Genomic DNA, 8,919 nt, shown 5'->3' with positions numbered 1-8,919 from the left:
AGCCACGCGGATGGGCACCTGCGCAGGGAACAGCGGACTGGTTTCGCGACCGGTGCGGGGAGCAGCAGCCAGCGGATCTCGTTTTCTTCGCCGGCCGGTACAACGATTTTCGCGAGTTCCTACGGGGCATGGAACGCTGCGGGGAGCTGCTGCTGGCCGACGACTCGGTCTCAAGAGTGGTCAGCCAGGACGTGGGCCGCGGCACCGGCGGAGAGTTCAGGTTCGTCTCCAAGGGAGCACCCGTGCTGCTCGCCGGCAGAAAATGCCTGAACGGAGAGCTGGAACAGAATCCCCCGCCGTTTGCGAGCAGATCGCTGCGGGACTTCTGCGGCCGCCTGAAGGACATGTACACGGTGACCGGGATCAAGAAGAAGTACGCACCGGACACGGTGGACCCCTCGGATCCCCCCTGGGTGGACGAGCGTACCGGTCTGGCCTACGACACGGCCAAGCTGTTCGTCGACGCCATCAGAAAATCAGGCGTGGGGATCAGCAGAGCACAGGCCTGGAAGACCCTGCGGGAGGAACCCTACCTGGACGACAGGAATCCTCGGCAGGACGACCAGGAAAGGTGTGAGGACCCCACCAGCCGGCAGGCGTGGCCGGGCGCGACCGGATGTGTCGATTTCCGTACTTCTCAGGTCGCGGTGAGCAAGCAGATGACGGTCATATACGTCGACCTCTCCCGCCCGGAGCTCCCGTCCGGACCGACCAGAGCGGGCCAGGATCCGGAGAACGACAACGGACAGCCGTGCAGATACGTCATCAGCGGCCGGGAGCCGAGAATCAGCAACGACTGTCTCGACCCCGGCAGGCAGCCGCTCTCCCCCACCGCGGACGACTGACGACGGACCGTTCCACCGGCCCCCGGTCGCCGTCGTCCGCGTCCGTGACGTGGAGGGAGTCACGGGGCCGTGTGGTCCTGTGCGGCGGGGAGGCGGATCTGGGAGCGGTCGCGGACGTAGCGGGGGGCGTCGGCGGTGAGGCCGCGGAGCAGGATACGGTTTTCTGACAGCAGGTAGCGCACGCTCCCGGACACCGACGCGGCGATCGTGGAGATGAAACTCTGGGACGCCTCCCGCAGTGGGCTGAGCCAGCGTCCCTCGACCGCCTCCTGTACCCACAACTGCTCGATGTGCATCTTCTCCCGGATGCACGAGGCGGGATGGGTCGCCTGCTCCAGGCGCCGGTAGGCGTCCATCAGCAGCATGGCGGCGGGCATCTCCCGCACCTCCTGGACCTTCTGGCCGTTCGCGATCTCCTCCAGGCCAATGAAACGGCCGAGGCCGAACTGCCCGACGACGTCGTTCAGCCGGGAGAGCAGGGAGACACCGTCTGTTTCGACGCCGTCGAGGGCCACCGGTGTCCCAGCCTCGAAGGACACTTCGACCTCCACCGGGTCGGTGCCGCGGTACCGGGTCCAGTGGAAGAGCGACTCCGGAATCTCTATCTTCTCGGGGTCGTCGAGCCCGGCGGCCTCGAATTCACGGCACCAGATGTTGACATCGGTACTGAAGATTGACGCGCCGTCGTCGATGATGCCGGCCTCCGCCAGCGTCCAGCGCTTTTCTCTCCGATGCGGCGGACGGGCGGAAAAAGGTGACCCATAGTGTCCCCTGAACCCGAGGTCGGCGAGGGTCCGGTTGAAACGCCGCAGACTGTTCTGGGTGGCGTCCGCGGTGTGCAGAATGACCGAGCAGTCGCGCCGGGTGGCCTCGTCGAAGGCCGTCCGGGCGAGCAGCGGCCGGGACAGCGAAGCCGATATCGGATGCGTCCCCCCATAGCATGCCTGGGCCGAGATCGAAGGGAACGCGTAGTCCCGTACGAAGGCCGCGGTCCGGTCCAGCACGATGTGCTCGAAAGGGAGGTTCGCACAGATCATCCGGGCCCGGTTGGTATCCACTCCCCCGCCGAGGTCGCAACTGAGAACAATCACCTCGGCGCTCGGGCGGACCCGGTGGATATGGTACAGCAGGTACGTGCCGTCCAGCCCACCACTGTAGAGAACCACCAGCCTGTTGGCCGCGAGAAAGGCCTCGTCGACTTCCTCGAGCTCCCTGATGACGGTGTTCACTCTTCCCCCTCGCCGGCATCCACGATTTCTTGTATGAGGCGGTTCGTCAGTACGAAGCAGTCATCGGCGAGCTCGGGATCGTCAGGCGGGTAGTCAAAGGACTGCAAGGTCTGAACGCAGCGATGATACCGCGGGCCGGAAAAATACTCGGCCAGCATCTTCCGCATGCGGTCCTCGTCGCTCTGCCAGGCCGCCTGAAAGGCGCCGCGGGTCCACACCAGCGACGTGGCGTACTCGTGGCGTTCACGGTGGTAACTGCTCCCGACGAGCCCCCGTAAGGCGCTGAACAACGGGCCACGCTCGAAGGTGATGACGAAGATGTCCTCCCGTTCACTTGTCGACTCGTAACGCACCGAACGGACCCGGGTCGCCGGTGGCATGCTGATGCTACCGGTACGCTCCTCCTCCGGAATCCGCAGGATGATGGCTGATATCTCCGGCAGGGCACGGTTGAGGAATCCTTTGATGTAGCCCTGCCAGAACGTGTAGAGCTGGCGTGTCTCGTCCAGGTCGGTGGTCCGCAGGAAGTTCTCCCGGATCGCCAGGTGCCAGGACTCCTCCGTCACGTTCCGCAGCTCGTACGTGCCCCAGCCGCCGGTACGGTCCCAGTAGTTCCACAGCGCGACGAAGGCCGCTGGGCTGGAGGGCACCCAGCGTCCGTAGTGCAGGGCGTGGTCGACAAGGTCGCGGGCCGCGCTGCGGCCGATCTCCTGGCCGGTCTTCTCGAATTCGCGCGCGTCCAGCCGGCGCGGTGTCTGCAGCATCCGCACAACCGTCTCGGTACGCATGATCACATGACGGACGCCGGCCCGCCGAACCACGCCGTCCGTCACCGACAGGCCGACCTCGGGAATCAGGTCGCTGAGCCGCCGTTTCGCCTCGCGCAGGATCGGATGGTCGTTGTAGGAATCCGGGCTGATCGCGAACAACGGCCGGAACTGCTCCGCCAGGAACTCAACGAAATCGGCCACCTGGGCCCGGGTCGACTGATTCCGCGTGTCGAACACGTCACGGACGGACCGCAGATCCGGATGGAAGACGCGGTACGGGCTGTTCGGCTGGCTGAACTCCTGCGCAAGACGGGCCAGGTCGTGCCGCACCCGCAGCTGCAGATCCGCGGCGCTGTCAAAGGACCACGGCGAGAAACGGAGCATGAGCTCCCGGCGGAACTCCGCCTGAAACTGCTGGTGATCGGGCTGTCCGGGACCTTCCGGCCAGGCCTCGCCCGAATCGACAAGATAGATCAGCAACTGTTTCCCCAGCACACGGGCGCGATCGTACTCGGCCATCGTCGCGGACCGCGCGGGATCTGCGGAGGCGTCACCGAAATGATGCCCGATGATCCCGACATAGACGTCGCAGGCACTCACCTCGTCCAACAACGGCTGCCGGTTCCGCTGGTCGCGGCTTTTCAAGATTTCGATGGCCGCCTCTTCACTGCTCTGGGCGACGATCCGTTCCCGGGCCGGGCGCCAGTATTCGTCGAGATCGGTCACGGTACCGCTGACGAACACCCGCATGGGGCTGCTCGTGTGCTCGAACGCCACCGCCACCACGCCGCCGGAGCTCGGTGGCGGCCCCTCCAACAACGTCAGAGCGATTTCCAAGATCTTCTCGTTCTCGTAGTTCTCGATGGTGTCGGGATGCAACCCCACCACGTCGGCCAGCCGCCGGCGCCGGGCCGTGAGAATCCCCGGGTCCTCGAAGAACCTGGACGTACCCGCGGCCGAGGGTTCGGCGAGTGCGTAGGCGTTGCGCAGGGACCTGCTCCGGATGCTCAGGTCCAGGTCCGACAGCAGCTGGACGAGCACCGCGAACGCGCTCGACACGGAACCGTCCCGGCCGGCGGCGGCGCTCCATTCCCGCAGGACCGCCAACAGGCCGTCCCGTTGTTGCAGCGCGGGCAGGGAGAGGCCCCGGCCTTTCCGGAGAGCGGTCAGATCGTCGATCAGCGCCTGCCGGGCCCGCTCACGTGGAAGGCTCCCCCCTTTTTGTACCCCAGCCACTCTCTCTTCCGATTTTTTTCCGGCTGCCCGAAACTATCCCGTCATCTCTCCGCTAGCCACAAGGTGTTGGCTCATGTGACTCTAGGGCTGGTCGGTTCGGCAGGGAAGGCACCGGTCGGCGTGAGATGGCCGACGGTGCCGCGTTCTTCTAACCGGGGGTGTTCACGTGAGCCCGATCCTCGTCTTCTTCCTCTTCCTGATCTCGCTGCTCTCGGTCGGCTGCGTGTTCCTACTCCTTCTTCTGCGGCTGGCCGAGGAACGGCGTGACATCATGGACGCCCGCCGGCTCGCCGACAGCATTCACTATCCGTGGAACCCGCACAACCGTGTGTCGAGATACCCCGAAGACGCCGGCCAGCGGATCGAACGGGTCGAATAGAATCTCAGGTTTTCGCCGGCCCTCTCGGAACAGTTCGACGAGGGCCGGCGAACACGCGGCAGCCCGCGATGCGGGGCGCCTGACACGGGCCCGGCCCACACCCGGGGCGACGCCGGGACAATTTCGGTTTCGGACACCACCAGCGACAACCACGACCGACAACCGCTGATAACCGACAACTTTCAAGATCAACTTTGACGCCAGGGGGCGTCAACGGCGTTGACTACGGCGTAGGCGAAGGAAAAAACCTCCGAACGAACGAGATCGGGACAGCACGCAGGCGCGTCAGAACAGCCCGACGGCGCTGCGATCGATCGCGGTGTCCCGGCCGGCCAGCCTCACGACGGCGTCCCGGGTGGCGATCGCCCCCGGGCCGATTCCGCTGATGCTCAGCGTGGCAGCCGCCGCGGCAAACCGGACAGCGTCACTGACCGTGCTCCCAGTGTCCAGCGCGATGAACAGCGGCGCGGCGAAAACGTCCCCGGCGCCGGTGTCGTCGACGAGACGGTCGGCCGCGATGGCGGAGAACTCCTGTCTCCCGTTCGCGAGCAGGACCTCCGCCCCGCGAGGACCCTTGGTGATCACAACGACCCCGCCGGCGCGACGCACCGCCTCGGCCACGCTGGCCAGATAGGCGACCTCATAGTCGGCGAACACCACCGCGTCGATGTTCTTCGCGGTCGCGCCGTCGATGTGCAGCATGTGATGACGGACGAGCCGGCTGGCGTCCCAGGAACGGATCAGGCCCTGTGGGGTGAGCCCGACCAGCCCTCGCGCGCTGCGCCGGACAACATCGTCGAGGACGATTTCCCGCGCGACGGGCGCCAGATGCAGCACTCTGCTCTCCGGGAGCCGGTCGAGCCCCGAGACGACGCCCGCGGACGCCTCCAGCCACTGGGTTCGCAGGCTGCCGGCGTTGTCGTTGCGAAACCGGGTCGTCTCCGGCGCCGGCTGGATGTAGAGAAACGCCTCCGCCTCGAACGGCGTCCACACCGGTGCCAGTTCCGCATCATGGCCGCACCCGACACCGGCGGCACACAGGCCCAGCCGCGCCGCCTGCACCACGCCGTAGACCATGCTCCCACCGATGGTGGAGGAGGAGTCGGGCAGGACGTCAAGTGTCGGGTTCCCCACCGCCAGGTAGTCGACGGGCGCACAGCCGGCCAACGCCTCGGCGGTCCTGATCGTCATGGCGGCAACAGTACTCGTGTCCGTCCCGGGCACTCCGGCGTATGCGCATGCCAGCATGCCATCGATCAACCCTGACCGGGGGCTCATCACATGGGCCGGCCGGTCAGGGGCGGCGCTTCGGGGAGCGCTCAGTCGACCGGCCGCGCGGCGCCCGGCACCCTGCCGACCGTGCCGGGCCCACCAGCACCCGGCCCACCAGCACCACCATGCGCGCCAGCCACGGCGGCCCGCGACGACGCGACCGCCAACGCCTTTGTGATCTCCATATGGCCGACGGCGCCGACCGGCTGTGGCCTGGCGCCGCCGATGTCGTCGACCGCCAGCGCGAGGCCCGCGCCCGGCCGTCCGGCCAGCCGCGGAAGCAGGTCGGTGAGCAGCTCGTCCGGCGTGGTCAGGCACACCCCGGCCATCGGCACACTCACCTTGCTGACCCTGGTCAGCCCGCGGTCGTCCAGCGGGACCGCGTCAAGATCACGCAGGAACACGACGCCAGCGAGAGCACCGTCGAAATCCACGACGGTGAACACCGTCCGCCCGGAGGCGACCACGGCCGGCGCCACCACCTCGTCCACAGCGGCGGCGACCGTGCGCCAACCGGCCACACTCTCGGGGGCGGGCCCCATCACCTCACCGACCCGGACGCCGGCCAGCAGCCGGTTCGTGCGCAACCGGGACTGCTCGAGACGGCCAGCGCCAAGCGCGATCCAGCCCAGCAGCGCCACCCACAGCCCCGCCGGGCTGGTCAGGAAGGTCACGGCCAGGCCCGACGCGATCAGCGTCCAGCCGACGATCACCGCGGCCCGGGCCACGGCGGCGTCGGCGCGTTCCCGGCTGCCCGTCCGGCGGTACACCGCGGCCGCGAGCAGCCGCCCCCCACCGGTGCGTGGCGTGGGCAGCAGCTCCGAGGCGGTGAGCAGCAGCAGGAGGCCGCCCGCCCACAGTCCGACGCTGCCGGCGAGCGCCGCGGCGCCGCCGGGGGCGAGCCAGCCGAGCACGACGAGCGCACCTCCCCCGAGCCCACCGACGAGCAGGCCGGCGCGGGCAACGCGGGCAGCGGCCACGGGTTCGGTGATCTGCGTCACGGTGGTCAGCCGGCTACCGAAGGCGCCGACCGTGATCCCGCTGACCTCGGCACCCGCCCGACGCGCGGCCGCGGCCCGGGCGAAGTCCGCGGCGAGCAGCACGCCGAACACCACTCCGGCACCGATGAGCCCGGCGGACAGATAGGCGGCGGTCGGGCGGTCCGGCACCGCGGCCGGGAGTATGAAGGCGGACAGCAGGAAGGTCAACAAGGCGATGGCGACGGCGGCCCCTGGGCGTACCGACACCGGTGTGCGGACCGTTCCCCGCGGCGTATGGTCAGCGGTCATATCCGTTCGCTCCCCTTTCCAGGCAGGACGTATGCCGCGGGAAAGATCGCATCACCGAATTCGTCCTCTTCCAGACTTCCCGGTCCCCGGCGCATGCACACGGCCGGACCCCACGATTGTTGTTTAAAATTTCGTTACCGTTCCTTGACGATCACTGTCGGTTCCCGTGACCACCGACCCTGCCCGTCCCTGCCAGCTCTCCTGCCGGCTCCCTTGCCGGCTCTGTCAGTCCCTGCCCACCCCGGCACCGGTACGGGATCCGACCAGGGCCTCACCCCTCGGCATTCCTCTCGGCGGCGGATGGCGTCCCATCCTGCTATCGAACCATCACCCGTCGCAACGTAGGATCGGTACATGCCTCACGAATGGGACGCCCGTGGCTACGATGCCCTGCCACTGCCCCACGAGCAGTGGGGTCTGCGCACCCTCTCCCGCCTGGCGCTGGCCGGCGGCGAGACGGTCCTCGACGTCGGCTGCGGGACCGGCCGTGACACCGCCGCCCTGCTCGACCGCCTGCCCCACGGGCGAGTGATCGCCGTGGATGGCTCGGCCGCCATGCTGGACCAGCTGCAAGCCCGGCTGGCCGGCCGTACCGACCGCCTGGAGATCGTCCACGCGGACCTGACCCGGCCGCTGCGCCTACCCGGCCCGGCCGGCCTGGTCGACGCGGTCTTCAGCGTGGCCGCCTTCCACTGGATACCCGACCATGGCGCGCTGTTCGACAACCTCGCGGCCGTCCTGGCCCCCGGCGGCCAGCTCGTCTTCGAATGCGGTGGGCACGGGAACATCGCGAACGTCATCCGCGCCATCGACAACCTGGTCGACGACGTGCCGGACGTGTGGAACTTCGCCGACGTCGCCGGGACGGACGCCCTTCTGCGGGCCGCCGGCTTCGTCGACACCGAGGTGACGCTGGTGGCGGACCCGGCGGTCTTCCCCGACGACGACCTGCTGCTGCGCTACCTGGAAACGGTCGTCCTCGGCGCGCACCTCGACCGGCTGCCCCTCGACGAACGGGCCGCGTTCACCCGGGCCGTCGCCGAACGCCTGCCCGCGCCCGTCGTCGACTACGTACGGCTGACCGTCCGCGCCGTGCGAGGGGGCTGACCGGATCCGCGGGGCGCACTGACGTGACCGTGCCCCGCGGAACACAGAACACAGTCGCGCCCGTCGAGGCTGGCCCGGGGCCGCCTCCGGCCCGACCGTGCCCCGCGGAACGCGGACTCCCGCCCCGGAAGAGCCGGTAGCGGGCCGGCCATCTCGGTCGACTCGGCTGGCGGCTACGGTGGCCAGACGGCCACAGTGCATGTTAATTTCATCCTGTTTATGAATTTTGCCTGGCTTTGATCCCTGATCCTGCCTGGACGGTGCCCATGAGGTTGTGCATCCGCCGTTACGCGTTCCTCGCGTCCACCGGGTGTGTTCCTCGGAACACGGAGCCGGCCACGCCCGCCGCTGTTCCTGCGGCCCTGGCCGCGCTCCAAGTCGTCCGGTCCGGTGAGCCGTCCCACCGACTGGGGTGTCCTCGACATCGAGCACGACCCAACCCCGGGCGACCCCTTTGCCGTTCGCGAGCTGGCGCGACGCTTCCTGACGTTCGCCGCCGACGTCGAGCATGCCCGCGGGCAGATCGCCACGGTCACCGTCGGCGGTGTCGTACAGTCCTGGGCCGGCACCGCCGGTGACGCCTTCCGCGACGAACTGGACGAGTTCCCTGGCCAGCTGACCAGGCTGGAGACGTCCTACCGGATGGCTGGCCAGGCCCTCGGCGCCTACGAGCCGATCCTGGACGCCGCCCAGCGGCAGGCCGACCGTGCCCTCGCGCGTGGCCGCGATGCCCGCGCCCTCCGTGACCATGCCCAGACCCTCCTCACCCCGGCCCAGACCGCGCTGCGGTGT

Annotated in this window: 7 protein-coding genes and 1 pseudogene; 4 read left to right on the top strand and 4 right to left on the bottom strand. The window is 68.5% G+C overall.

Annotated elements, in window-relative coordinates:
- Positions 1 to 845 (top strand): annotated as a pseudogene (locus CM1CMNOD_RS21685) (hypothetical protein); the annotation flags it as partial.
- Positions 846 to 904: 59 nt separating this feature from the next.
- Here CM1CMNOD_RS21685 and CM1CMNOD_RS09795 read toward each other — a convergent pair.
- Together CM1CMNOD_RS09795 and CM1CMNOD_RS09790 are read right to left on the bottom strand one after the other, a co-directional pair.
- On the bottom strand, positions 905 to 2,074 hold the full coding sequence (locus tag CM1CMNOD_RS09795; RefSeq protein WP_013873499.1) for an argininosuccinate synthase domain-containing protein: 1,170 nt from the start codon (positions 2,072 to 2,074) through the stop codon (positions 905 to 907).
- Positions 2,071 to 4,080 (bottom strand): DUF4062 domain-containing protein, encoded by a 2,010-nt coding sequence (locus CM1CMNOD_RS09790; protein ID WP_013873498.1) that lies wholly within the window; start codon positions 4,078 to 4,080, stop codon positions 2,071 to 2,073. Before CM1CMNOD_RS09790 ends, CM1CMNOD_RS09795 begins: the two co-directional genes overlap by 4 nt.
- Positions 4,081 to 4,246: 166 nt before the next feature.
- Between CM1CMNOD_RS09790 and CM1CMNOD_RS09785 the strand changes: the two genes are divergently transcribed.
- Positions 4,247 to 4,459: a hypothetical protein gene (locus CM1CMNOD_RS09785; RefSeq protein ID WP_013873497.1), complete on the top strand. Its 213-nt coding sequence runs from the start codon at positions 4,247 to 4,249 to the stop codon at positions 4,457 to 4,459.
- 285 nt (positions 4,460 to 4,744) lie between these two features.
- On the opposite strand, the gene CM1CMNOD_RS09780 is transcribed toward CM1CMNOD_RS09785, so the two are convergent.
- Both CM1CMNOD_RS09780 and CM1CMNOD_RS09775 read right to left on the bottom strand, forming a co-directional pair.
- On the bottom strand, positions 4,745 to 5,650 hold the full coding sequence (locus CM1CMNOD_RS09780; protein ID WP_043603426.1) for a PfkB family carbohydrate kinase: 906 nt from the start codon (positions 5,648 to 5,650) through the stop codon (positions 4,745 to 4,747).
- A 128-nt stretch (positions 5,651 to 5,778) separates the two neighbouring features.
- Positions 5,779 to 7,020: a putative transmembrane alanine and leucine rich protein gene (locus CM1CMNOD_RS09775; protein ID WP_013873495.1), complete on the bottom strand. Its 1,242-nt coding sequence runs from the start codon at positions 7,018 to 7,020 to the stop codon at positions 5,779 to 5,781.
- 354 nt (positions 7,021 to 7,374) lie between these two features.
- On the opposite strand from CM1CMNOD_RS09775, the gene CM1CMNOD_RS09770 reads away from it, so the two are divergent.
- Positions 7,375 to 8,127, top strand: coding sequence for a class I SAM-dependent methyltransferase (locus CM1CMNOD_RS09770; protein WP_013873494.1), 753 nt, complete (start codon positions 7,375 to 7,377; stop codon positions 8,125 to 8,127).
- Between the two features lie 390 nt (positions 8,128 to 8,517).
- Positions 8,518 to 8,919 (top strand): WXG100 family type VII secretion target (locus tag CM1CMNOD_RS09765; RefSeq protein ID WP_131773959.1); only part of this gene is annotated, 402 nt, incomplete at its 3' end.

Source organism: Protofrankia symbiont of Coriaria myrtifolia, from assembly GCF_900634755.1.
In the GTDB taxonomy this organism is placed as follows: Bacteria; Actinomycetota; Actinomycetes; order Frankiales; family Frankiaceae; genus Protofrankia; species Protofrankia coriariae.
The sequence above is the reverse complement of the archived record's forward strand: the minus strand, read 5'-3'. Positions and strand labels throughout refer to the sequence as shown.

What these genes read in the sequence shown, in the direction of transcription:
- CM1CMNOD_RS09780 (WP_043603426.1), bottom strand. Translation starts at nt 5,650, where the DNA reads ATGACGATCAGGACCGCCGAGGCGTTGGCCGGCTGTGCGCCCGTCGAC.
- CM1CMNOD_RS09775 (WP_013873495.1), bottom strand. Translation starts at nt 7,020, where the DNA reads ATGACCGCTGACCATACGCCGCGGGGAACGGTCCGCACACCGGTGTCG.
- CM1CMNOD_RS09770 (WP_013873494.1), top strand. Translation starts at nt 7,375, where the DNA reads ATGCCTCACGAATGGGACGCCCGTGGCTACGATGCCCTGCCACTGCCC.